Here is a 23770-nt window from a genome sequence, read left to right on the forward strand (position 1 = left end):
GGCAAGAGTGTAATGTCGGGCCGCGGGTCGGGTTCCTCGAACGCCGACCCCCGCCGGTGCCGGCCAACTCCCCCCCCTGGCCGGCACCGGCCCTTCAGCTCCGGGGCCCGGCGTCCACTGACCCGCTCGCCACTGCTCGCGCGGGGCCGGTCCGGCCTTTGCAGGTGCGCGGGTCAGTGCTTCGGGGGGACCCTGTCGGCGGAGATCCGAAGGCTTCGGGCTGCCACCCGGCAGCCCGGAGAAGGGCCGGAAGGGCCGGAAGGGCGGAACCAGCATGAGCGGCGGCACCACCGGCGGCACCGGAGGATCCGGCGGCACGGGAACCTCCCGCAGTACGGAATCGGGCGGCGGTACGGCCTCGGACGGCGGTACGGCCTCGGGCGGCGGCGCGGGATCGACCGCCTCCCGGCGGCAGCCGGACGGTTCGCCGAGGAGCGGCGGCCCGACCCGCCGGTCCTCGGACCGTCCGCCCCTGGAGCTGCGTCCGCTCACCGCCCGATCGGTCGTGCTCAGCCTGCTGCTCGGCTCCCATCCGCCCGCGCTGCCCGTGCGCGATCTGGTGCGGATAGCCGAACTCTTCGGCATCAGCGACACCGCACTGCGCGTCGCACTGACCCGGATGGTCGCCTCCGGCGATCTCCAACGGGCCGACGGCACGTACGAGTTGAGCGCCCGACTGCTGGAGCGCCAGCGCCGCCAGGACGAAGCCGTCAGCCCGCGCACCCGGGAGTGGGACGGAGGGTGGGAGCTGGTCGCCGTCACGGTCGCGGGGCGCGGCGCCACCGCCCGCGCCGCGCTGCGGGTGCGTCTGGCCGGGCTGCGCCTGGCCGAGCTGCGCGAGGGCCTGTGGCTGCGCCCGGCCAATCTCCTGCGTCCCCTGCCGCCGGACCTGGACGAGGTGGCCGCACGTTTCGACGGCACGCCGCAGGGCGATCCGGCCGACCTGGTGCGTTCGCTGTGGGACCTTCAGGAGTGGGCCGAGCGCGCCGCAGAGCTCACCGATCGGTTGGCAGCCGCCGAGGGCCCGGCGGAACGCTTCACCCTCGCCGCCGCCTCGGTGCGGCATCTGCTCGCCGACCCCGTACTGCCCGAGGCGCTGTTGCCGCCGGACTGGCCCGCCGAGGCGCTGCGCTCCGCCTTCCGTTACTACCGGCGGGAAGTCGCCGACATCATCGTCTCCGCCCAGGACGCCCTGGACTGATTCACCGGCAGGCAGCTCTCTCCCGGCAGGCGAGTGCGAAGCGACCGTGCGGCCCTGCGAGCCGGTCAGGTCTCGGAATCGCCGTGCAGCACGGGGATCGGGATGCCGACAGCGGACGAGGTGAGCCGCTCCTGCTGCCGGCGTTCGCTCGGACTGATGACGGTGACGTGGTCGGGCAGGCAGCGCCGGAGATGGGTGTGCGGCCCTTCGATCAGGACCGTCTCCAGGTGCGGGAAGCGGGTCAGCCACTCCCAGTCCTCGCCGGCCCTGTTCTGGCCGCGCAGCCAGATCCCCCTGAGCTGCGCCGGGTCGAGGCGCGCGGCGAGCTTCTCCGGACAGTAGGAAGCCGTGACCTGTACGCGGGGGCGTCCGCCGAGCAGCTGGAGCGCGCGCAGATGTGCGTCGTTGTGGGCCGGGAAGTAGAGGTTGGCCGGATCGAGGTGCCCGATGATCTCCTCGGCGTACTGCCGGGTGTCGAACCGGTGCCAGGACCAGGCGAGTTGGGAGCGCACGGCGAGCGAGGGATGGTCGCGGTAGCGGGCGAGCACCGCCAGGCAGTCGTCGGTGCCCAGATGGGCCGCGGTGACGACGATGTGGCGCGCCTGTTCGTCGCTGACGGCGTCGGGGCCGGGCAGCAGACCGAGCACCAGCGGTCCCGCCAGCTCGGCGAGACGCCGGGCGGAGTTGCCGTCGCGCGGCGGCACCAGCGCGGTCGCTCGATCGCGCACCCTGCGGCGCACGTCGGGGTCCAGCTCGGTGGCCTGGTCGAGGCAGCTGGTCGCCAGCAGCACCGCGTGCACCCGGCGCCGCCGGTCCTCCGGGGCGTCGGAGGTGGGGAGTGCGTCGATCAACCCGGTGAGGATGCGGGCCCGTTCGGCGGGCCGGGCGAGGGCGACGGCCATCCGGAGCACGTCCTCCCACTGCGGCTTGTGCGCGTTGTTCAGCAGCAGTGGGAAGTCGCCCTCCTCCACCGCCGCCTTGGCGCCGAGGTAGTCCTGGAAGGTGCGGTGGACGAAGTCGACGCGCCCGTACGCCGGTTCGCGGAGCAGCCCGCTGCGGCTCAGCAGATGGCGCAGCACGCCCTCCGCGTCGGTGCCGAGGTCGGGCATGTGGCCGAGCGCGCGGGCGAGTTGGGCGCGCGCGTCGTCCCGGTCCATCTCGGCGCGGTCGTTGCGGATGAGCCAGTGGGCGAGTTTCTGCAGGAGCTGCACCTGTACCTCGCGGGAGAGCCGCAGGCCCTGGTCGCGCTGAATGCCCCGTTCCAGGTCGCGGCGTTCCAGGAGCATGGCGAGCGCCGCCTCGTACAGGTCCTTGCGGCTGTGCGGGAGGAAGCCGCGCCGATCGCGGTGCAGGGCGCAGAGCAGACCGCACATCAGGGGGTTGACGGCGAGCGCTCCGAGGTCGCTGCCGGCGCGGATCGAGCCGATGAGCGCGTCCGCCAACTCGCGGTCGGCGTCCGCGGCGCGGTGCCAACGCTTGACGAACGCCAGGACGTTCGTCCGTGACATCGGCGCCAGCGACAGCTCGCCGAACCCGTCCGCGGAGAGCCAGTCCTCGTCCACGGACGCCGGGCGGGCGGTGACCAGCCAGAGGTTCCCCGGATAGTCGCGCGCCAGCTCGCGTATCCAACGGCGCGTCGCCGCACGGGAGTTGGCGGGAATCTCGTCGATGCCGTCGATCAGCAGCAGCGCCCGGCCGCCCGCCAGCACCCGGTCGGCCCAGCCCGCCGGCTGGGCGCCCGCCAGATTGCTGCCCGCCGCGTGCAGAAACCGGTCCGGCGTCGGCGGCTCGCCGTCCCGCAGCACCCGGCGCAGCGGAAGCACGAAGGGCACCCGGCCGACCAGGTACGTCAAGTCCTCGTGGCCGCGCTCGGGTTGGCGTGCGGCTGCCACCGCCAGCCACTGGATCAGCGTCGTCTTGCCCGAGCCCGCCGCCCCGCGCAGCAGCACCCGGTCCCGGTCCGCGAGCACATCGTCCGACCGCAGCGGAGTGTCCCACCGGTCGGTCGCCTCCAGCGTCAGATACGCGGCGTCCAGCGGCCATTCACGGGTGTGCGCCGAGTCGAGTCCGTAGATGGTCAACTCGCCGTGGCGCTGCGCGACATGGGCCGCGTACCGCTCCTCGAAGCGGGCGTCCTCGGCGACAGCGGAAGGCGTACGGTCCAGGAGCCGGTCCACCTTGGTGTCCAACTCGCCGAGCGCACGCGTCTGTTCGACCAGTGTGCGGGCGACGAAGGTGGAGCGCTGGGTGAAGAAGTGCAGGATCTGCTCGCACGCGGCCTCCAGAAGCGGGCCGTAATACGCCTCGGCCTCGCTGGACAGGGCGCCGGGACTCGCCAACTCCCGCGCGAACCGCGACGGTTCGAGACCGGCGACCTGCACATCGTCCATCTGCAGGTCGCCGACACTGCGCAGGGCGACGAACAGTGCGTTCGCCAGCTCGGTCCGCACCTCGGCGGTCGGCTGCTCCCGCGGGCCCCGCCCGGCCGCCGCGCGGCGCACCAGCTCGGCGACGAGCCGGTGCAGGTCCCCTTGCCGGAGCACCTGCTTCGTACCCCGGAAGGAGACCAGGCCGGACAGCCGCACCGGCCTGTCGACGATGCCCGCACCGGGCCCCTCGGAGACGAACAGCTTCCGCAGCAGCGGGGTCAGTGCGGTGACCGCGAGACGCGCGGCGACGGCTGGCTCCATGCCTCCGAGCCTAGGCCAACTCGCCCGCCCACACGGTCGGTTGGCCGGGCGCGCGTCACCGCGCCCGCTTGCTCCGGAAGCTGTTCGGCCGCGCCCCGTCATAGCCTCTGCATACGATCGACCCCGTGACGACTGAAGCCTCCGGCCCCGCATACGAGCCGCACCCCCACCTCGGCGGTCGCGGCGCCGCGCTCCGCGCACTCGCCTCCTGGCGCTCGGCCCGGCCCGGCACACCCCGGGTCGTCGTGGTGACCGGCGCCGACGGCAGCGGTCGCTCGCGTCTGCTGGACGGTTTCCTGATGCTCTGCGACCCGGAGTTCCGCCGCAGACTGCGCCTGGACGTGCTCGATCCGGCGACGGTGCCGCCCGAGCTGCCCGCCCCGCTCGTCCTTGACCCGACCGGCGAGCCGATCCACCGGGTGCGGGAGCAGCTGGCGCAGGCGTACCGGCTGCCGGCCGCACCCACCGGGGACCTCTTCGCCCAACTCGCTGTGCTGGAAGACCCGTTGCCGCTCTTCGTGCCGCATGCGGACCGTGCCGGGCCGGTGCGGCACTTGGACGAGGAGACCCGCCTGGTGCGGGAGGTGCTGATCCCGCTGGCCGAGCTGCCCCGCACCCGGATCGTGCTGGAGGCCGGGCGCTCGGCTGCCGCCGAGCTGGTCGCCGCGCTGCCCGAGGGCGAGGCGGGAGTCATCGACCTCGCCGAGGCGCGCTGGGCAGACCCCGAGGGGCTGGTGCTCCAGACGCTCGCCCTGATGGACACGGCTCCGACCGGCGACCCGGTCCCGCCGTATGCCACCGACCCCGCGCTGCGGCGCACGGTCGCCGAGGCGCTGGTCTCCCGGATCGGTGCGGGTGACGGCAGCAGGCTGACCGCGGAGCTCGCGGTGCGGTCCCTGACGCTGCTGCCGATCCCGGTGGAGAGTCCGCTCGATCCGTCCGAACTGCCCTGCACCATCAATGAGTTGCTCGACCGCCATGCCGCGCGGGCCGGGGTGGACCCGGCCACGATGCGCACGGTGCTGACCCCGATCGCACTGGCCGAGGGCGGCGCCCTGCCCGCCCAGCTGATCTCCCCGCTGGCGAGCGCGGCGGCGGGCCGCGATCTGCGTGCCGAGGCCGAGCGCTGCCTGACGGTGCTCGATCCCTTCCTCTCCGCCGTGGTGGACCGGGAGCGGGAGGGCGAGCCGTCGGCATCGGTGCGCCTGACCCACCCGGCCCTCGCCCGCGCGGTGCGCGAGGGCATGGGCGAGGAGACCGCAGGTGTGCAGGGGCGCATCGCGGTGGCGCTGCTCGAGGCCGTGCCGGACCAGGACTGGTCCCGGGCGCTCCCGTACGTCCGCGACCGCATCGCCGCCCATGCGCTCGCCGCCGGTCTGCTGCCCCGACTGCTTACCGACCCCGGGCTGTTCACCCACGCGGACCCGGTGGTGCTGCGCGCCTGCGTGGAGGCCGTGGCGGCCGACACGCTGGACGCCCCCGCGCGCACCTATCTGCGGATCGCCCCGCGGCTCACCGCGGACGGCGGAGTGCCGCCCCGTACCCGTGCCCGGCTGCTGGAGGCGGCCTTCACCGAGGACGGCCTGCCGCAACACGCCGCCGCCGTACGGGCGTTGGTCGCCTGAACTCGCGCTGCTCGCGCCGCGTCCACCGGTCCCGGGGAGCGACGAGCCGCCAACTGCGCGCGTCAGGCGTGCTCTTGAACCGCTGTCAGAGGCACGGGCTACTCTTCGGAATGACAGCAACCTGACAATCGCACCGCGACCAGGGGGACCGGCATGGCCGCCGACGGGTTCACGACCGACGTCGACGTGCTGAAGGACGAGGGAAAGCACTTCGTCCGCATCGGCAGAAGCTTCGAGGATGCCGCCAAGGGGCTCCAGAGCGCGTTGAGCGAGCTGGAGGGCGGAGGCGGCGCTCCGCCCGAGGACAAGTCCTTCGTCGAGCAGTTCACGACGGGGCTGACCACACTCGACGGCAAGAGCAACCGCCCGCCGTGGGGCGACGACGAGATCGGCGAGAAGTTCGGTGTCGTCTACGAGGGCCTGCGCGACGGAATGTACGAGTCGATGGGCCATCTCGCGGCACAGATGCAGGAGATCGGGAAGGCGCTGGAGAGCATGGGGAAGAACCATGCGAGCGGCGAGGACTTCAACGAGGCCATCGTGCGCCAGAGCGTGGACAACGCGATGATCGAGCCGACCGGAAGCATGGCACGCAAGCGCGCCAACCCGGCCTGAAACACGGGTCGTTGGCCCGCCGGCATGCCCTGCCGGCCGACAGTGCGGACCTGCGTCGGGCTCCCGGGAGCCGGCCCGACACCTCCCGTCCCGCCCTGTCCCGCCCCGCCCCGTTGAGAACGATCGGCTCCCCGTACGCCCCGACGGCCGCCCGGTGTGGCGCTGCCGTCGTGTGAGGTCCCCGGAGGACTCCGCAGATGATGATGCTCGACCCCAAGCTCGAGTGGGTCCTGGAGATGCTCGGCTACCGGTGGCCCACCGGCGACGAGGACAAGCTCCGCTCCTGCGCCATGGTCTGGCGGAACTTCGCCGCGAGCGTCGACGAGATCCAGGTCCAGGGCGTCCACGCCGCCGGCAACGTCCTCTCGCAGAACAGCGGTGACGCCATCGAGGGCTTCCAGGAGTCCTGGAAGAAGTTCAGCGGCAACGGTTCGGGCTACCTCGACGACGCCAAGCGCGGCGCCGAGCTGATCGCCGCGACCCTGGACGCCGCCGCGATGATCGTCACCATGCTGAAGATCGCGGTGATCATCCAACTCATCGCACTGGCCGTCCAGTTGGCCGCCGCAGCCGCCGCGGCACCGTTCACCTTCGGAGCGTCGAGCGCCGCCGGCGCCGCGGCGACCCAGCTGGCCCGCATCACCGTCCGGCGCCTGCTCAAGGAAGCCGCCCAGGTCATGCTGCAAGCCGTGCTGCAGGCGGCGAAGGAGCCGTTCGTCACCGCGCTGCAGAAGATGACCACGGATCTGGTGGCCCAGACGGTCAACCAGAAGTTCGGCGCACAGGACGGCTACGACGCCGGACGGACCGTGCAGGCCGGCAAGGAGGGCTTCAAGGAGGGCGTCGACAACGCCGGCACCGCGCTCGGCGAAGGTCTGCGCGACGGCGCGGGCAGCCGAGCGGGCCGCGGCGCCCGAGGCGGTCTCGAATCCGCCGCCGACCGGTCCGGCGGCGACGACGGCACGGGCGGAAGCGGCAACGGCGGCTCCGACAACGGCGGCTCGGACAACAGCAGTTCGGACAACGGCGGTACGCGGCAGGGAAGTTCGGACGACGGCGGTACGAGCGGCGACAGCTCCGGCAACGCCGGCTCGGGCAACGACTCCGGCACCGGCGGAACTTCGGGCACCGGCTCCACCCCCGGCACCGGCACACGTGACGGCGGTGGCGAGGGCGGTCGGAGCGGCGCCCCTTCCACGGGCGGCAACAACCCCGGCGGCTCCGCGCCCAACGGCACTGCGCCGGACGGCACTTCGCCCTCCGACAGCACCGGCCCCGGTTCCCGACCCGACAGCTCCGACGCCGCCGCGAACTACCCCCGCCCCGCCGACACCTCCCACCAGCCCTACCGCGACAACCCCTTCGACGCACCCCGCCAGGGCGAGGAGCGCGCCTCCGGCCGGCCGCCCGAGAGCCCGCCGGGGATGACCCCTGACGCGCCCCGCCCCGAAAGCCCCGCCCCGGCACCGCTTCCCGACCCCACCCCGGCACCGGCTCCCGACCCAGCCCCGGGCCCGGCTCCGGTTCCCAACGCCCCCGACACGGGCATCGCACCCCCGGCGGCGGACGGTCACACACCAGGCAACGCCCCCTCCGCCCCGGACCCAGGCACCCCGGGCCCCGGCCGACCCGATGTGCCCTCCGAGGCGCCCGGCCGCACCGAGCAGCCACCCCAGACCGGTGTTGCGCCACCGAGTCCCGCACCCGGCGGGGAGGCACCACCGCCGCCGAGGACGGACACCGGCGAGGTCAACCCCGTTACCCGCACGGAGAGTTCGGGCGCACCCGAGGCCACGCACACCGCCCGCCCGGACCTTCCGGCCCCGGAGCGAACACCCGACGCGTCCTCGTCGCATCCCGCCCCGGCCCCCTCGTCGCCGTCCACCGCACAACCCTCCACCGGCGACGCCCGTACGCCCTCCGGCGAGACGGGCGGGACCACGCCGACCGGCCGCCCCACCGCACCGAGCGCCGCCGGCCCCTCGGGCCCGGACCGTACGCAGCCCGTACAACACGCACACCCGGCCACACCGGACCCCGGCCCGAGCCCGGACCCGAACCGCGAGAGCGTCGATCTCCAGAGCACCGCACCGACCGTCGCGCCTCCGCGAGTCCCGGCCCCCGAGACGCAGCAACCCGTCGCCCCCGCCCCACAACAGCCGGCCGCACCACATGCCGGCACCGCACCACCCCCACCCCCCAACGCGCCCGCCGCCCCCAACCCTCCGGCTTCCGGAGGCACTTCCCCGCGCCGGCCCGGCGAAGCCGCCCGTCCGCCCGCGCAGGAGAACCGGTCCCGGACGGCCCAGCCACCCGGCGACACCGGACCTCCGCACACCCCGCCCCGCGACACTCCTCCCCGCGACACCGCCGTACCGGCGCCGCGCCGCCCGGGCGACGCCGCACCCCAGCAGCCCCCGCACACGCCACCGACAGCCGCCCGTACGCCGCGCGTCGACGACCCGGCCGCCCAACCGTCCCGGCCGACTCCGCAACGCCCCGGCGACACCCCGTCCACCCCCGACCGGCCCGACGGCACCCCTCGCTCCGACACGTCACCCAGCCAGGAACCCGGGCAGCAGCCGACCGACCCCCGTCAACGCGACGACTCCGCCGGGCACGACCTCTCACGGACGCCCGACCGGAACAGGACGGATCACGCACCGAACCAGGACGCACCGAACCAGGACGCACCGAACCAGGACAGGCCGGAGCAGGACCCGAACGGCCCCGCGCAACGTCCGGCCAGGGGTGAACTCGACTCCATACGCGCGCAGTTGGACGTACGGCCGGGCGGGCTCGGCCGCGTGGACCCCGGTGACCAGCAGCGCCTGGACGCCGCCGTACCGCGCGACCCCAACGGTGCGCCCCAACGCTTCCCCGACCCGTACCAGTCGTGGTCGAGGCTCCAGAACGACGGCGGGATCGGAGTCCCCGGCCGCAGCAACAACTGCGCGGACTGCTCCCGTTCGTTCCTCTCCACTTGGTTCGGCGACCCGCAGGTCTCCGCGCCGCGCACCCTCGACAGCAACCGCGACGGCACTCTCGACCGACAGTCGCCCGAGCGCGACGCCAACGCCAACATGATCCGTTGGGCCGGCGCGCCCCACCAGTACGCGGGACGCGGCGAAGCCGGCTACCAGCGCATTGCCGACGACCTACGACGCGCGGGCCCCGGCTCGGCAGCAGTGGTGCAGGTCAACTGGCGCAACGGTGGCGGGCACGCGTTCAACGCCGTCAACCACAACGGCAGGATCGTCTGGGTCGACACCCAGTCCGGAGAGGTCAGCGACTCACCGCTGCACACCGCGCAGGCCACCGACGTCTTCCACATCCCCCTCGACGCCAACCAGCGTCCCCTCTACCCAGCCCCAGAACAGCGCGGCGAACAGAGCGGAGAGCAGCACACCCCGCCGAACCGCGCCGACGGCCAACCGCACGACGCCACACCGACCCAGCGCGAGACCTCCGACGCCAACGCCGGAGACAACCGCGCGGCACACCCCAGCACCGACCGCACGACACCGCCCCAGCAACCCCCGAACGCCGAACCGCCGCGCCCGGACCGAACAACCCAGGACCCCGAAACCCCGGATGCCCGGCGACAGGACGCCGTACCTTCGGGCGTCCCGCGCCCCGACGCCGGTCCCGACAGCCGCACCGACACCGCGCGCCCACCGCACAACACCCCCACCGACACCAACCGACCCGACCCCACCCGCGCCGACCCCACCCGCCAGGAGTCCAACGGCCAGGACGCTGCCCGCCGGAACCACGAACGTCCCGACCAGCAGGCCGACCGTCCCCGGGACCCGGACCGGAACCCCGACCCGAACGCACACCGGCCGAACGACGGGCAGACCCCGCGCAGGGACCCCGACCCAGCACAGCAGCACCGCCCCGACACCGGCCCACCCCGCGACCCGTCTCCCATCCGCGACCAGGACGGCTCAACCACCCGTCCCCGCAACGAAAACGGACCGGACCGCACCCACACACCGCCGGCCGACCCGCACCGCGACAGCCCGCACGTCGACCGGCCGGAACACCACGACGCCCAGCGCACGCCGCCGAACGAGCCGACGCCGAACCGGCACAACGACCTCACCCTCGACCAGGCGACCCCCGCTCACACCGCCCCGCACCCCGCCGCCCCGCACTCGCCCGTGCCGTCCCGCGAAGCCACCGCGGCCCGCTACCTCACCCAATCGGTCGACCTCAACGGCCCGACCTACGGGCGTCATCCCATCGGCCCCGCCGAACCCGCGGCAAGGCCCCAACAGCAGCGGGCCGAGACCGAGCAAGAGCGCAGAGACCGCGAACGCGACGAAGCCGGCATGAGCATCGTGCACCGCCAGCTGAAACGTGTGAACGACCCGAACGACGAGTTCTACAACAAGTACTACCGGCAAAACAACGGTTACCGACTTCGCGTCAACTCTCGTGACGAGAACGGCAATCTCATCCCGCAGATCTGCAAGAACGGGCAGCCACCACCCATGTGGATCGCAGCCTCCGATGTCCCGCCCGCGATCCAGCCCACGTACCACGCCCATAGGCTGGAGTACACCAACATCGACAGCCTCAGCCCGGAGAACCGCGCCAAGTTGGAAGAGATGGTGCGCGAACGAGCCAGGGCGCTTGAGCAGTTGGACAAGGCCAAAGCGAACAAGAACCGGGCCGACGATGCCTACAAAGCCGACGAGACTCCGGAGAACCTGAAGCAGCAGGAGGCAGCCACAGCTGTCCGCAGCGCAGCGAACAAGAAGGTCACCGACATTGGTGAGGAGTTCGGCGAGCTCACCGCCTCCGCCCACGCCATGGCGGAGCAGCACCCGGAAGCTACGCTGGTCGCGGGAGGGGTCAAGGGAAACCGCAGGTTCGATCAAGTCTGGATGAACCCCGACGGCACGTTCATCGTGGTCGAGGCCAAGGGCCCGAGTGCAAGTCTCGATGATCGCTACGGCCACACCGGCCAACGTGTCAGCCAAGGCACGCGCGAGTATTTCGAAACGATCATCAAGGACATGAAGAAGCGTAGCGGGGATCAAATGAGGAGTACTGACAAGGAAACGCGTGGAGCAGCACTGAAGGAAGATGAGCTGGCGGATGCACTGGAGAGCGCCCTCAATGCCGAACCACTTGCAGTCAAGTACGTTGCTGTAAAGCCCAGGGTGAAGCAGGACGCATATGCTGGATATGTGCTATCAGAGTTCAATATCGACAAGGGGATGCCATGACTATCCACATTGATCGACACAAGGTTCTTCCACTGCCGGAAGAGTTCCTCGATCGGCGCAGGAGCAAGATGAATAACCTCTCCAAGAAATTCGGGTGCGGTAATTTTTCACTGTCGTTTATGTCGGCTAAAGGTGCGGCCTTCTCGTTTTGTGCGGGAGATCCGGAGGTAGAGGCTCTGGAGACATGGAATTCTTTCGCGGTGGCGATGCAGATTGGTTCTGCGATGTTCGCGTCGGTGTTGCCGCATGAGGAGCCAATCGAGCGAATGATTGCACACGAGAAGCGACTGATCGAAGCCAGTTCGCCTCAGTACTATACGAACGCAGGCAATTGGCTGGACGCCTTTTGGTTGGCGATGGTTTGCCGCGAAGCTGGGCGTCTGGATGAGTTGTGTGAGGTGCCGGTTGATTTGTTGTGGGGTAGTTCGAGTGGGTTTGATGCGTATATTTATTCGTGGGTGGATGGGTTGCAGGGGTATTGGTTGCGGCGTGGTGATGTGGCGGGGTCGTTGATGAGGGCGATGGAGTTGTCTGCTCCGGAGGAGCTTCAGCCGGGGGCTCGCGAGGCTGTGTCGCACTTGATGTATCCGGTGATTCCTTTGTTCATCAGGTTCTTGGAGCGGGATGTGGAGGGTTTCAACGAGGCGTTGGCGGATTCCTTGAAGTGGCACAAGGCGTATTGGAGTGTCGAGGAGCGCCTTAATGACGATGACGGAAACGTTGCTCTTGGGCCGTTGGCGGTGGCGTGTATGGCGCGGGATTCTGGTTTGTCGGTTGAGGTGGAGTCGTATTACTTGCCGAAGCATCTACTCGAGGGCTCTTGGCTGAACGAGTTCCCCACCTGATCTGGTCGCGGTCGCGGGAAGGGGCAAGGGAAACCGCAGGTTCGATCAAGTCTGGATGAACCCCGACGGCACGTTCATCGTGGTCGAGGTCAAGGGCCCGAGCGCAGATATCGGCGAGCGCTACGGCCACACCGGCCAAAGCGTCAGCCAAGGTACCTGCGAATACTTCGAAACGATCATCAATGACATGAAGGAATGCAGTCAGAACGAAGGTAGAAGCATGGACGGTCAAACACGGCATGCAGCGTTCTAGGAAGGAAAATTGGCGGACTCGCTGAAGAAAGTTTTGGATTCCGATCCAATTGCGGTGCAATATATCTCAGTGAAGCCCGGCGTGAAGCATGGGGCGTACGCCGGGTATATAATGTCCAAGTTTAATGCCTATAAGGGGATGCCGTGATTATCAAAATTGACCGACATCGGGTAGTTCCACTGCCAGAAGAATTCTTGAACTTAAATCGAGAGGCGGTTGGTGATCTCCCGCGTAGTCTCGGATGCGGAGATTTTTCCATGCCTTTTATGGACGCCAAGAGGTTGGCGTTCTCTCTCTCTCTGCGGGAGATCCTAATTCGGAAATCTTCGAGACTTGGGACTCGTTCGTGGTGGCAATGCAAATCGGTTCTGCCATGTTCTCTTCTGTGTTGCTGAATGAGGGATCGGTCGAGCGTGTAATCGCACACGAGGGGCGACAGATCGAGGCGAGTCCGCCTCAGTACTATACGAACGCTGGAAATTGGTTGGAGGCTTTTTGGTTGGCGATGGTTTGCCGTGAGTCTGGGCGCCTGGATGAGTTGTGTGAGGTGCCGGTTGATTTGTTGCGGGCTAGCTCTGGGTTTGATGCATATATCTATTCGTGGGTGGATGCGTTGCAGGGGTATTGGTTGCGGCGTGGTGATGTGGCGGGGTCGTTGATGAGGGCGATGGAGTTGTCTGCTCCGGAGGAGCTTCAGTCGGGGGCTCGCGAGGCTGTGTCGCACTTGATGTATCCGGTGATTCCTCTCTTCATCAGGTTCTTGGAGCGTGATGCGGAGGGTTTCAACGAGGCGTTGGCGGATTCCCTGAGGTGGCACAAGGCGTATTGGAGTGTCGAGGAGCGTCTCAATGACGATGACGGGAACTTTGCGCTTGGGCCGTTGGCGGTGGCGTGTATGGCGCGGGATTCTGGTTTGTCGGTTGAGGTGGAGTCGGAGTACTTGCCGAAGCATCTGCTCGAGGGCTCTTGGCTGAACGAGTTCCCCACCTGATCTGGTCGCGGTCGCAGGAGGGGCCAAGGGAGATCGCAGGTTCGATCAAGTCTGGATGAATCCCGACGGCAAGATAAGGGGATGCCTTGATGTTTCACGTGGAGAGGCACCAAGTCACAGCTCCGTCGCCGGAATTTCTTCGCGATGATAGGGAGGGGTTCATAAACGTTCATGGCAGCATTGGCTACAGCGGTCTTTCGCTTGGCTTGAGTTCCGCGAAGGATTTCGCTGCTGCGCACACTGTGAACGATCCGACCGCCGAGGAGTTCGAATCCTGGGAGGCTCTAACTGTCGCGATGCAGATTGGTTCTGCCATGTTCGCGTCGGTGATGACCGAGGATCTGGGTCTTGAAGTCATGATTGGGCATCAGCTTCGCCCTGTCGAAGTGAGTCCTCCGCAGTACTATACGAATGCCGGGAATTGGTTGGACGCCTTCTGGCTGGCTGTAATTTGCCGCGAAGCGGATCGAGTTACGGCATTGTGTGAAGTCCCGATTGATTTGTTGCGTCAGAGTTCGCCAAGTGGGTTTGATGAGTACATCTACCCGTGGGTGGATGCGTTGCAGGGGTATTGGCTGCGGCGTGGTGATGTGGTGGAGTCGTTGATGAGGGCAATGGAGTTGTCTGCCCCGGAGGAGCTTCGTCCGGGGAGTCGTGAGCCTGTGGTGCATTTGATGTCCCCTGTGATCCCTGTGTTCATCAGATTTCTGCAACGTGATGTTGAGGGTTTCAATGAGGCGTTGGCGGATTCCCTGAAGTGGCATAAGCAGTACTGGGATACGGATAGTGATGACCGACGCCTCGATGATGCAGGTTATGTAGCCTTCGCGCCGTTGGCGGTGGCGTGTATGGCGCGGGATTCTGGTTTGCCGGTTGAGGTGGAGTCGGAGTACTTGCCGAAGCATCTGCTCGAGGGCTCTTGGCTGAACGAGTTCCCCACCTGACCGAACTCGGTTACGGTCGTGGCAAGTTGAGGAGTGAGTGACGATGAGTGTGGTGGAGCCGCCCGCGTCGGGTGCGGAGGCGCTCGAGAGGGTGCTGGAGCAGTACGGGCGTCCGGTAGGGCCGGACGGGGTGCCTGCTGCGATGCATGTGGAGGAGTTCGAGAGCGGGTACGTGGTCTACCCGTCGTTCCCGTTGCCCGAGCCGATCAATGGAGTGCCGCAGCCGGCTGAGCCGGGTGGCAGCAACTACGTGGTTGCCAAGGACAACGGCGAGATCGGGGTTGTACCCAACTATCCGCCGGCCAAGGCGATCGAGGTGTTCGAGCGCTTCTACCGAAGCGGGGACGCGCCTACCGGTTGAGGAGGCCGGCAGGCGCTGCCTGCGGCCGGGCCGTACGGGTGTTGTCGCGGAGGTGAGGTGCTCAGCGCTCGGTCGTGAGGTGCGCGGTGAACTGCGACCAGGCCGTGAGGGTGAGGGTGAGCGCGGCGCGGTGGCGTTCCTTGGAGTCGCGTACGTGCACGGCGTTCTGCCCCATCGCGACCTCGACGCAGTTGTCGCCGCCGCCACCGCTGTAGCTGCTCTTGAGCCAGCTGAGCCTTTGGTCGGTCATGAGTCTCCTCGCATCTGCTCCAGCAGGCTCCTGCTCGCACGGGGGCTCAGGGCCTGTGAACGCATCTTCCCATAGCGATGGAGCATTGAGCTGGCCGCTTTCGCGTCGGTTACGAGGGTGCTGCTGCCGTGGCCTTCGGCGTAGCCGACCCAGGTGCGGTCAGTCATCTCGGCGAGATAGAGCTGCCCTTCTGCGCCTGCTGATCCTCCTGCTCGACCGGCATGACGAGGATCTCGATGTTGCGTGCGCGACTGAGTGCGAGCAGATGGTCGAGCAGGGCGTGGTTGACCTCCGGGCCACCCAGCTTCCGCAGGAGCAGTGCTTCTTCGATGATGAAGCAGAAGTCAGTGTTCGGGCGTTCGGTGAGCAGCCGTTGACGTTCGAGGCGAGCCGCGACCTGGCGTTCGATCTGGTCCTCTGACAGACGGGGCAAGTGGCGCTCGAACACGGCTCTGATGTACGGCTCCGGCTGCAACAGCCCCGGCACGACCCGGCATTCGTACGCGTAGAGGGCATTCGCTTCCTCCTCGATGTTGGCCCATTGGTGGAACCAGGTGGCCAGGCCCGCCTTGCGACGCAGGCTGCGGATGGCGGCGGTGAGGACTCGGGAGGCGACGGGGCCGAGCGGGTCCTCGGCGCGCGGGGCGAGGTCGGACGGTGGGAAGCGTTTGCCCTGCTCGATCTTGGCCACGTAGTGCGGCGAGTAGCCGACCCTGGGCGCGAACTGCTCCTGGGTGAGGTGCGCCTCGTCCCGCAGCGCCTTGAGCACGGCGCCGAACGTCTTGAGGCGTCGGAGAGTTCGGGTTCCGGTGCGCCGGCGGCGGGGTCGTCGCCGTTGGTCGTTTCGTGCATCTCCGCTGGCATTTGCGGTCGCCTTTCGCGAGACGGTGCGCACCTGAAGTGCCCTGTGCAGAACCCCCGTTCCACACGTGATGGTTACTCGCCGCAACCCGCCCAGTCCAGTGCGTGAACCCGTACAAGATGATCTGTACCAGCGGTGAACCTGTCGAACCATGTGTAGTTGGCTCAAAGCTGACGCCGTGAAGGTTTCTGAGGATCTCCAACCAACCGGCGCGTGCCGGACGTTCAAGCAGCGGTTCTCCGCCACGCCGCGGGGTGCGCGGCTCGCCCGGTTGCTCACCGCGCATCAGCTGGACGCGTGGGGGCTGCCGCGCGGCGTGCGTCTGCATGACGAAGTGCTGCTGGTGGTCGCCGAGTTGGCCGCGAACGCGGTGGTGCACGGGCGGGTGCCGGGGCGGGACTTCGCCGTACGGCTGGAGTACGCCGACGACGTGGCGGGCGTGCCCACATCCGTACGGATCGAGGTCTGCGATCCGCACCCGGCGCTGCCCGCCCGGCTCGCCGTACCGGCCGATCCGCTCGAGGAGACGTACGGTCGGGGGCTGCTGCTGGTGGAGGCGTACGCCCGGGACTGGGGCGTACGTGCCCGGCCTGGGCCGGGCAAGACAGTCTGGGCGCTGTGCACGGCCCCGACCCCGCGCCCGACCTGAAGGCCAACCCCGGTTCAGGCCCGGGCCCGCGTCCGTCGGAGCAGGCTCGGTGAGCTGTACGTGAGGCGTTTCGGGCGGCTGGGTCGGAGGTCCGTATGCATCGGCGCTGTGGCTCCTCCTCTGCGTCCCACAGTGGACGCCGGACTCACGGGTGCGCCGGTGGACGCCGTCCTGCTGGTCAGTGCTCCACGGCGGTCAGGTGGTCTGTTTGAGGTGGCGGGCGAAGGTGCGGGCTTCGGCGAGGTCGTCGTCGTTCGGCCGGTTCTTGTTGACGCCGCCGACGAGCCGCAGCGGCGCCCAGGTGTCGAAGGCCCGGCAGGAGTAACGGCCCTGCACCGTACGGCCCTTGGACTCCAGCAGCCGCACCAGCGGCCGGAAGAAGGGCGCCGGCGGCAGCTCCGGGAACCCGCTGGTGGCGAAGACGAACGTGCGGCCCGGTCCGACTGGAAGCGCCTTGGCCACGTCCAGGAGGCTGGGGTGGAGCCTGGCGTAGAAGACGCCGGAGCCGAAGCCGACGAGGTCTGCCTCCGCCAGCAGCGCGGGGTCCGCGTTCGCCTCCTCGGCCGTGACGACCCTCGCGTCGAGCTCCGCCGCCATGGCCTCGGCGATCTTGCGGGTGTTGCCGTGCGACACGGACGTGCACACGATGACGGTCCTCATGGCGGGGGTCCCTTCGGTTGCCTGCTTCACACAGGCATGACGGAGCGCGAGTGCCGGATGTGACATCGGGGACGCTTCAGTCGGTGCGTCGGTGCGTCGGTGCGTCGGTGCGTCGGTGCGTCGGTGCGTCGGTGCGTCGGTGCGTCGGGTGTGCGCGTACGGGCGCTGCGTGCGCGTACGCGGGCTGCCGGGGCTGCCGGGGCTGCCGGGGCTGCTGTGGGCACGGCGGGTGGGCTGTCAGTGGTGGAAGGACTGTTGGGGTGGCGGGGTGCCGGCGGTGAGGTCGTCCACGGCGGCGCGGATGTCGTCGACCAGTAGTGCGATCTTGTCGTGGCTGATGCCGTGCCGGATCAACACCCGCTGGACGACCGTCTGTTCGCGGTCGGCGGGCAAGGGGTACGCGGGCACCTGCCAGCCGCGTCGGCGCAGCCGGTCGGTGAGGTCGTGGAGGGTGAAGCCCGCGCGGTCGGGGTCGGCGAGTGTCCAGGAGACGGCGGGCAGGGCGGTGCCGCCGTCGTAGAGCAGCCGGAAGGGGCCCATCGAGGAGATGTCGCCCGCCAGTGCGCAGGCGGTGCGGCGGCAGGCGGTGAGTACGGCGCGGTAGCCCTCGTGGCCGAGGCGCAGCAGCGTGTAGTACTGCGCGACGATCTCCCCGGCGGGGCGGGTGAAGTTGAGTGCGAAGGTGGGCATCTCGCCGCCGAGGTAGCTGACGCGGAAGACGAGGTCGTCCGGGAGCAGTTCGGCGGTGCGCCAGATGATCCAGCCCACTCCCAGCGGTGCCATTCCGTACTTGTGGCCCGAGGCGTTGATGGAGGCGACGCGGGGCACCCGGAAGTCCCACGGCAGCGCGGGTTGGAGGAAGGGCGCCACGAAGCCGCCGCTGGCCGCGTCCACGTGGATCGGGATGTCCAGGCCCAAGTCCCTCTGCACGGCGTCGAGTTCGGCGGCGAGCGCGGCCACCGGCTCGTAGTCGCAGGTGTAGGTGACGCCGAGGATGGCGACGACGCCGATGGTGTTCTCGTCGATGTGCGCGCGGAGTTGGTGGGGGCGCAGGCCGGTGGCGGCCGGCTCCAGCGGGACCTGGCGCAGCTCCACATCGAAGTACCTCGCGAATTTCTCCCAGCAGACCTGGACCGGGCCGCACACCAGGTTGGGCCGGTCGGTCGGTTTGCCCTCGGCGCGGCGGCTTTCGCGCCAGCGCCATTTGAGCGCGAGGCCGCCGAGCATCGCCGCTTCGCTGGAACCTGTGGTCGAGCAGCCCGCGGTGCCGCGTCCCGCGGGGGAGTGCCAGAGGTCGGCGAGCATGTGGACGCAGCGGGATTCGATCTCGGCGGTCTGCGGGTACTCGTCCTTGTCGATCATGTTCTTGTCGAGGCACTCGTCCATCAGTGCGTGGACCTGGGGTTCGGCCCAGGTGGTGCAGAAGGTGGCGAGGTTCTGCGAGGAGTTGCCGTCCAGCGCGAGTTCGTCGCGGACCAGCGCGTGGACGGTCTCCGGTGGCGAAGTGCGCTTGGGGACCCGGTGTTTGGGCAGCGGTTCCTGGCTCAGCGGATGGCTGTAGACGTCGCCGGATTCGTCGCCGCGGCCGTGTTCCACCTGGTGCAGCGCCATGGCCGGCCCTCTCTGCTCGTCGCCCGTGCCCCCGCCCGTCCCACGCTGGCAGCGGAGGCGGGGGCGGGGCGAAGGAGAGGGGGCCGAACGGGTGGTGGGTGCGGCGGGAGCAGCGGGTGCGGCGAGGCGCGAGGTCTTGACAGCGGTGAAGGTCCGGACCAGCGTTCAGGGCTGTCCCGGTCCGCTCCCGCCGCGCGCCTCGTCGCCGGCTTGTCCTGCTCTGCCCGCGCCTCGCCCCCAGGAGTGCCGTATGCCGTCCCGACGCCGTGCCGCCCGAGCCCGCCGCGCCGTACTGACCTGCTCAACGTCCCTCGTGGTGCTGGGAGTTGTCTGCACGACCAGCGCCTCGGCCGCCCCCGGCCCGAACGGCCCGAACGCTCCGCGCGCGGCGAGCGCCGCCGCCTCCGTACGGGTGGCGGACGGCGGGGAGCTGAAGGAGGCGCTGGCGTCGGCCGAGCCCGGGCAGACGATCGAGCTGGCCGACGGCGTGTACGCGGGCAACTTCAAGATCAACCGGCCGGGCGAGCGCGAGAACCGGATCATCCTCACCGGTTCCGCCGACGCCGTCCTGACCGCGCCGAGCGGCGGCGGGTACGGGCTGCACGTCGACTCCGCGAGCCACTGGACGATCCACGGGGTCACCGTCACCGGCGGCCAGAAGGGCGTGATGGTCGACGCGAGCGACTACGTCGTGCTCGACTCGATCACCGTGCACGACCTGACGATGGAGGGCGTGCACTTCCGCAGGTCCAGCAGCCACGGCGTGCTGAAGAACTCCACGGTTCGCGACACCGGCACCGACGGCCGCGGCATGGGCGAGGGCGTGTACATCGGCTCGGCCAACACCCTGGACGACCGCAGCGACCGCGTGCGGATCGAGAACAACACCATCGGCCCCCGGGTGCGCGGTGAGAACGTCGACATCAAGGAGGGCACCACCGGTGGAATCGTCTCGGGGAACACCTTCCACGGCGACGGTCTCGCGAACGTCCACTACGACGACTCCTGGGTCGACGTGAAGGGCAACGACTACCTCATCGAGAACAACACCGGAGTGGGCACGCTCAACGACGGTTACCAGACGCACAGTCCGCAGCCCGGCTGGGGCTGCGGCACCGTCTTCCGCGGCAACGACTCGGACCTCGCCGGTGCCACCGGCAGCGGACGGTACGCGTTCGAGATCACCAATTACGACGCCGCTTCCTGCCCGGTGACGATCGCCTCCGACAACACGGTGACCGGCGGCGACGGCCTCGCGACCCCGGGAGTCCCGATCGGCTGAACCGAAGCCCGCCGGGCCGCGCCGGGCCGTTCCGCGCCGGAGAGGGCCGCGCCGCGACGGCTCCGCGCTGACCCTGTGCCGCGCTGACCCTGTGCCGCGCTAGACCATTGTCGTGAGAACGCCGCCGTCGGCTCGGACCGCGGCTCCGTTGGTGGCTGCCGACAGCGGGCTGGCCAGGTAGAGCGCGAGTTGTGCGATTTCGGACGGTTCGATGAAGCGTTGCAGGAGTGTGGTCTGGTTGGCGCCGATGATCGCGGCCTTCAGGTCGTCGGTCGGCATGTTCTGGGCCCGGGCGATGCCGGTGACGGTGTCCGCGACGCCGTCCGACCAGGTGGGTCCGCCGAGGATCGTGTTGACGGTGACCTCAGTTCCACGGGTGGTCTTGGCGAGGCCGTTGCCGAGGGCGATCATCGCTGCCTTCGTCGCTCCGTAGTGCACCATGTCGGCGGGGATGTTCACTCCCGATTCGCTGCTGATGAAGATGATGCGGCCCCAGTTCCTGTCGAGCATGCCCGGCAGGACTTGGCGGGAGAGTCGGACGCCGCTCATGACGTTGACGTCGAAGTAGTGCTGCCACTCGTCGTCGGAGACATCGACGAAGCGGCTGAGGCCGAAGAGGCCGACGTTGTTGACGAGGATGTCGAGATCACCCAGTGACTTCAGCAGGTGCTGGACTTGGGCGGCATCGCTGAAGTCGGCGACGAGTCCGGAGACTTCGGCGTCGGGCAGCTCGACGCGGAGCCGCTGCAGGGCGTCCTGGACGCCGCTCTCGCTGCGCCCGTTGATGATCACTGTCGCGCCTTCGCCGAGCAGCGCGCGTGCGACGGCGAAGCCGATGCCGTGTGTCGAACCGCTGATGAAGGCGGTCTTGTCTTTGAGTCGCAGGTCCATGGAGCTTCTCGTTCCTGTGGTGCCGTACCGGCTGTTTTGACTTTCCCAGTCAAGTAAAACTAGGACGCGATGACTTTCCTGGTCAAGTGATCATGGCTAGGGTGGCGCGATGGCACGACTCAACAGCAACGATCTTGAAACCTGGTCGGCCCTGGCCACCGTCCTGGAATGGCTACCGGCTGCTCTCGACACGCAGCTTCAGCGGGACGCCGCACTGACACACTTCGAGTACGGCGTGATGTTCGCGCTCGCCCACGCGGAGGACCGCACCCTACGGATGAGCACCCTGGCCGGCTACTCCAACAGCTCCTTGTCCCGCCTCTCGCGCGCGGTGGCCCGACTGGAGGCGAAGGGCTGGATGCGCCGGGCGGCCGACCCGACCGACGGCCGCTTCACTCTCGCCATCCTCACCGACGTCGGCGAGCGCAAGGTCGAGCAGGCCACCCCCGGACACGAGGCCACCGTCAACCGGCTGGTCTTCGATTCCCTGACCATGGCCCAGGCGAGGCAACTGCGCGATATCAGCCGCCGCATCACGACGGCCATCAGCACCGAAGACGGCTGGATGCTGCCCCCCAAGGCCACTTCGTAGGTGCACCCAGCTCCCGGGCCCGCGCCGCGCTACGCCCGCCCGGCGGTTTCGCGGGCCACCGCCTCTCCGGCGGTCGCCCCGATCGCCTCCGCGTGGGCGGCCAGGCGTCGCAGGCCCTCCTGCGAGGGGCTGCCGGGCGGTGCGGTCCACACGACGATGAACTGGTCGGAGTCGGTCGAGCTGGTCAGGGTGTCCCAGTCCAGGTCGAGGGTGCCGGCGGCGGAGTGGACGAACTCCTTGCTGCCGGTGCCCTGGACGGCGACCTCGTGCCCCTCCCACCAGCGGGTGAACTCCTCGTACGGCGCCATCTTCGCGATCAGGCGGCCGAGTTCGGGGGTCTCGGGGCGGCCGGCGGTGTGCATCCGCAGATACGCCACGCACGCCCGGGCGCCCGACGCCCAGTCCGCGTACAGGTCCCGCATCTCCGGCCTGTCGAACAGCAGCCAGACGTAGTTCAGGTCCTCCTCGGGGAGCTTCCCGAAGTCGAGGAAGAGCGCGGAGGCCAGCCGGTTCCAGGCCAGTACGTCCATGGTGGTGGACAGGACGAGCGCGGGGGAGTCGCCGAGGGTGTCCAGAAGCCTGCGGGTGTGCGAGGAGACGGTGCGCGCCGAGTGCGCGAGCCGCGTCTGCGCGGGCTTTCCGGCCAAGTGGAAGAGGTAGGTGCGCTGGTCCGGCGAGAGACGCAGGGCGCGGCTGACGCTCTCCAGGACCGGCATCGACGCGTCGATCCTGCCCTGCTCGATCCGCGTGTAGTAGTCGGTGCTGATCGAGGCGAGCTGTGCCACCTCCTCGCGGCGAAGTCCCTGCACCCGGCGAGGAGTTCCGAGGTCGGGCAGGCCGACGCCCGCGGGGCTCAGCTCGGCCCTGCGGGTCTTGAGGAAGGTGCCCAGCTCTTTCACGTCTCCGCTGCCACTAGTCATGCACACAGTGTGACGTGAACCGTCCAACGAGGGGCGGTTTCCCGACAGTTGGGCGACTCGGCGCCCCGTCCGGATGTTCGGACGGGTGCCGTTTCAGAGCTGGTCGCTTCCGTCTGCGGGTCGTCGACGGTCGCTGTTCGACGGATCCGGCCCGCTCCGTGGCCCTTCTGTTTCGGACGAGCCCGCTCCGGTCGAGTCCGCTCCGGCCGACTCCGCTCCGGTCGAGCCTGTTTCGGAGGAGCGGGACCAGGAGGCGAGGATGTGCAGACCGTCGTGCGAGGGCGTACCGCGTTCCGCCGTCCAGAGGAGCACCTGCTGTCCGTCGGTGCCGATGGCGGCCAACGACTCCCAGTCCAGAGTGAGTTCGCCGACGATCGGATGGTGCATCGTGGTGGTGCCGACGGTGCGCGCCGGCGCTTCGTGCGCACCCCACCAGCGGCGGAAGTGCTCGTCGCGGACGGAGAGTTCACCGACGAGGGAGGTCAGCCGAGGGTTGTCCGGGTCCCGCGCGGCCTCTGTCTGCAGCTGCGTCACACAGGTGCGGGCGACGTGCTCCCAGTCCGCGTGCAGCTTCCGCATCGCCGGGTCGCAGAAGAGGATGCGGACGAAGTTCCGCTGTTTCTCCGGGACTTGGGAGAAGTCCGTGATCAGCGCCGCGGCCAGGGAGTTCCAGGCGAGGACTTCCATGCTTCTGCCGAGGACGAGGGCGGGCGTGGTGTGCAGATCGTGGAGGACTCTGCGCAGTCGCGGCCGGGCCTGCTGGGCGGCGCGCCGCACCGGGCGTTCGGCCAACTCTCCGGCGAGTGCGAAGAGTTGTGCCCGCCGATCGTCGTCCAGGTGCAGCACCCGGGCGAGCTTGATCAGCACGGCGGCGGAGGGGCGGGCGCGGCCCTGTTCGAGGCGGGTGTAGTAGTCGGTGCTGATCGCGGCGAGCGCGGCGACCTCCTGGCGGCGCAGTCCGCTCACCCGTCGGCGGCCTCCGGCCTCCGGCAGACCGACGGTGCGCGGGCTCAACTCGCCCCGGCGAGCCCTCAGGAAGGCTCCGAGCCCGTCGGTGCGTGCGCTGTCACTCATGTCGGCCAGTCTGTGCCCGGTGCGGGCTGCCGTGGCAGGGAGGAATCCGTCCCTGGCTGAGCCGTTCCGCGGGTGGGATTCTGCTCCGCAAGCGGGACGCGGACCGAGGCCGAAGCCTTCCGCAACCCGGGGAAACTCCGAACGCCCGTTCCTTGCAGCCGTGTTGGCGTGCGGTGCGACCGCGTTCCTCGACCGGTTTTCCTGATCGTCGACA

General features: G+C 69.2%; 19 protein-coding genes and 1 pseudogene. 12 read left to right on the forward strand and 8 right to left on the reverse strand.

Translation table 11 applies throughout. The annotated features are described in order from the left end of the window. The first annotated feature begins 274 nt into the window (after positions 1-274). Positions 275-1201, forward strand: coding sequence for a PaaX family transcriptional regulator C-terminal domain-containing protein (locus MTQ01_RS09500; RefSeq protein ID WP_308294377.1), 927 nt, complete (start codon positions 275-277; stop codon positions 1199-1201). A gap of 65 nt (positions 1202-1266) precedes the next feature. Here the strand turns inward: MTQ01_RS09500 and MTQ01_RS09505 are convergent, their stop codons facing one another. Further along, on the reverse strand, positions 1267-3891 hold the full coding sequence (locus MTQ01_RS09505; RefSeq protein WP_247488551.1) for an NACHT domain-containing NTPase: 2625 nt from the start codon (positions 3889-3891) through the stop codon (positions 1267-1269). A gap of 125 nt (positions 3892-4016) precedes the next feature. On the opposite strand from MTQ01_RS09505, the gene MTQ01_RS09510 reads away from it, so the two are divergent. From MTQ01_RS09510 to MTQ01_RS09545, 8 genes are all read left to right on the forward strand, one after another. After that, complete coding sequence (locus MTQ01_RS09510; protein ID WP_247488553.1) at positions 4017-5516, forward strand: ATP-binding protein; 1500 nt, start codon at positions 4017-4019, stop codon at positions 5514-5516. A 153-nt stretch (positions 5517-5669) separates the two neighbouring features. Then, positions 5670-6131 (forward strand): hypothetical protein, encoded by a 462-nt coding sequence (locus MTQ01_RS09515; protein WP_247488555.1) that lies wholly within the window; start codon positions 5670-5672, stop codon positions 6129-6131. Positions 6132-6328: 197 nt separating this feature from the next. Continuing rightward, entirely contained in the window at positions 6329-11371 is a 5043-nt protein-coding gene (locus MTQ01_RS09520) for a toxin glutamine deamidase domain-containing protein (protein WP_247488557.1), read from the forward strand. Beyond that, positions 11368-12216 (forward strand): immunity 49 family protein, encoded by an 849-nt coding sequence (locus MTQ01_RS09525; protein ID WP_247488559.1) that lies wholly within the window; start codon positions 11368-11370, stop codon positions 12214-12216. The genes MTQ01_RS09520 and MTQ01_RS09525 overlap by 4 nt, the downstream gene beginning before the upstream one ends. Positions 12217-12271: 55 nt before the next feature. After that, positions 12272-12469, forward strand: coding sequence for a hypothetical protein (locus MTQ01_RS09530; RefSeq protein WP_247488560.1), 198 nt, complete (start codon positions 12272-12274; stop codon positions 12467-12469). A 241-nt stretch (positions 12470-12710) separates the two neighbouring features. After that, on the forward strand, positions 12711-13460 hold the full coding sequence (locus MTQ01_RS09535; RefSeq protein ID WP_247488562.1) for an immunity 49 family protein: 750 nt from the start codon (positions 12711-12713) through the stop codon (positions 13458-13460). 89 nt (positions 13461-13549) lie between these two features. Next, positions 13550-14404 (forward strand): immunity 49 family protein, encoded by an 855-nt coding sequence (locus tag MTQ01_RS09540; RefSeq protein ID WP_247488564.1) that lies wholly within the window; start codon positions 13550-13552, stop codon positions 14402-14404. Positions 14405-14447: 43 nt separating this feature from the next. Beyond that, positions 14448-14765, forward strand: coding sequence for a hypothetical protein (locus MTQ01_RS09545; RefSeq protein WP_247488566.1), 318 nt, complete (start codon positions 14448-14450; stop codon positions 14763-14765). Between the two features lie 61 nt (positions 14766-14826). Here the strand turns inward: MTQ01_RS09545 and MTQ01_RS09550 are convergent, their stop codons facing one another. Both MTQ01_RS09550 and MTQ01_RS25280 read right to left on the reverse strand, forming a co-directional pair. After that, entirely contained in the window at positions 14827-15015 is a 189-nt protein-coding gene (locus MTQ01_RS09550) for a DUF397 domain-containing protein (RefSeq protein ID WP_247488569.1), read from the reverse strand. Beyond that, positions 15012-16030 (reverse strand): annotated as a pseudogene (locus tag MTQ01_RS25280) (Scr1 family TA system antitoxin-like transcriptional regulator). The gene MTQ01_RS09550 and the pseudogene MTQ01_RS25280 overlap by 4 nt, the downstream one beginning before the upstream one ends. A 25-nt stretch (positions 16031-16055) precedes the next feature. On the opposite strand from MTQ01_RS25280, the gene MTQ01_RS09560 reads away from it, so the two are divergent. Further along, on the forward strand, positions 16056-16526 hold the full coding sequence (locus tag MTQ01_RS09560) for an ATP-binding protein (RefSeq protein ID WP_247488571.1): 471 nt from the start codon (positions 16056-16058) through the stop codon (positions 16524-16526). Positions 16527-16721: 195 nt separating this feature from the next. On the opposite strand, the gene MTQ01_RS09565 is transcribed toward MTQ01_RS09560, so the two are convergent. Both MTQ01_RS09565 and MTQ01_RS09570 read right to left on the reverse strand, forming a co-directional pair. Beyond that, positions 16722-17186: a flavodoxin family protein gene (locus tag MTQ01_RS09565; protein ID WP_247488573.1), complete on the reverse strand. Its 465-nt coding sequence runs from the start codon at positions 17184-17186 to the stop codon at positions 16722-16724. A 237-nt stretch (positions 17187-17423) separates the two neighbouring features. After that, positions 17424-18797 carry a glutamate decarboxylase gene (locus tag MTQ01_RS09570; RefSeq protein ID WP_247488575.1) on the reverse strand — a complete coding sequence of 458 codons (1374 nt, stop codon included), beginning with the start codon at positions 18795-18797 and terminating at the stop codon, positions 17424-17426. Positions 18798-19047: 250 nt separating this feature from the next. On the opposite strand from MTQ01_RS09570, the gene MTQ01_RS09575 reads away from it, so the two are divergent. Continuing rightward, a complete protein-coding gene (locus MTQ01_RS09575; RefSeq protein WP_247488578.1) occupies positions 19048-20079 on the forward strand; it encodes a right-handed parallel beta-helix repeat-containing protein in 1032 nt (343 codons plus the stop codon). 99 nt (positions 20080-20178) lie between these two features. Here the strand turns inward: MTQ01_RS09575 and MTQ01_RS09580 are convergent, their stop codons facing one another. Next, the gene (locus tag MTQ01_RS09580) at positions 20179-20970 is read right to left on the reverse strand and encodes an SDR family NAD(P)-dependent oxidoreductase (protein ID WP_247488580.1); all 792 of its coding nucleotides are present in this window, start codon (positions 20968-20970) and stop codon (positions 20179-20181) included. A gap of 109 nt (positions 20971-21079) precedes the next feature. On the opposite strand from MTQ01_RS09580, the gene MTQ01_RS09585 reads away from it, so the two are divergent. Beyond that, the gene (locus MTQ01_RS09585; protein WP_247488582.1) at positions 21080-21562 is read left to right on the forward strand and encodes a MarR family winged helix-turn-helix transcriptional regulator; all 483 of its coding nucleotides are present in this window, start codon (positions 21080-21082) and stop codon (positions 21560-21562) included. Positions 21563-21591: 29 nt separating this feature from the next. On the opposite strand, the gene MTQ01_RS09590 is transcribed toward MTQ01_RS09585, so the two are convergent. Further along, entirely contained in the window at positions 21592-22482 is an 891-nt protein-coding gene (locus MTQ01_RS09590) for a helix-turn-helix domain-containing protein (RefSeq protein WP_247488584.1), read from the reverse strand. A 93-nt stretch (positions 22483-22575) separates the two neighbouring features. Continuing rightward, a complete protein-coding gene (locus tag MTQ01_RS09595) occupies positions 22576-23556 on the reverse strand; it encodes a helix-turn-helix domain-containing protein (RefSeq protein ID WP_247488586.1) in 981 nt (326 codons plus the stop codon). Between the last annotated feature and the right edge of the window lie 214 nt (positions 23557-23770).

It is taken from the genome of Streptomyces sp. XM4193 (genome assembly GCF_023072595.1).
Taxonomy (GTDB): domain Bacteria; phylum Actinomycetota; class Actinomycetes; order Streptomycetales; family Streptomycetaceae; genus Streptomyces.